The 822-nt window shown below is 70.0% G+C and carries 1 protein-coding gene; it reads right to left on the reverse strand.

The window, feature by feature from the left end; translation table 11 throughout:
• Positions 1–132 precede the first annotated feature (132 nt).
• The gene (locus ACEN88_RS33095) at positions 133–720 is read right to left on the reverse strand and encodes a DUF1349 domain-containing protein (protein WP_413346536.1); all 588 of its coding nucleotides are present in this window, start codon (positions 718–720) and stop codon (positions 133–135) included.
• Positions 721–822: the final 102 nt, after the last annotated feature.

An 822-nucleotide genomic window follows, 5' to 3' on the forward strand; every position in this document is an offset into this window, starting at 1 on the left:
CAGCACGACCATGCCGCGCGCCGCGTCACGACGACGACGCGCGGCATGGTCGTGCTGGAGCGCGTGTACCGCGACGTCGCCCAGCTCGAAGCCGTGGCGGACGATCTGCTGCGGTTGATGTTTCCGGACTAGTCAGCTCAGGTCGTGCAGGTCCTTGCCGAGTGCGGGACCCAGCGTGAATGCGCTGAACGCGACGTCGAGCCCCGCGCGCTGCGGCGTGCAGCACATCGGTCCCACCAGATAGCGCGGCGCGGCCGGGAACGGCGCCAGGCGCAGCATGGGCCACGTCGCGCCGTCCGCCGAGTACTGCACGCGGATGACGCCGGCGCCGACGGTCACCCGCAGCCAGAAGCCGTCGGGCAGCGCCGGAGCCGGCGCCACGGCCCAGTCGGACGTCCCGTTCGTCAGCACGGTGCTGAGCAGTGCCTGGCCGTCCGAGAACTCGACGCCCACCTTGATCCAGCGTTGTCCGTCGATGCGGACCATCAGGCCGGCCTGGTCGTACAGTTCGGCGAACGCCGCGCGTACGTGCACCTGCGCCGTGAATCCGTCGGCGGCGGGCGCGCCGAAGAAGTGGCCGTTGTCGCGGATGAAGCCATAGCTCGTGATGCGCCAGAAATCCGTGCGGTCGCCGGTGACGACATGCAGCGTGCCGTCTTCGATCCGGTGCACCGGCGGTTCGTTGTGCCAGACGCAGTGGGCGAATGGTGCGGTATCCATGTGGCTTCTCCTTTGATCTGGTGTTCAGGCGTACGCGATCGGCGCCGGCACGCGCAGCGTCCACGCCGTGCCGTCGCCGGGCGCCGTCCGGACCGTCAGCGC

Source organism: Massilia sp. CT11-108 (assembly GCF_047302915.1).
In the GTDB taxonomy this organism is placed as follows: domain Bacteria; phylum Pseudomonadota; class Gammaproteobacteria; order Burkholderiales; family Burkholderiaceae_D; genus Telluria; species Telluria orientalis.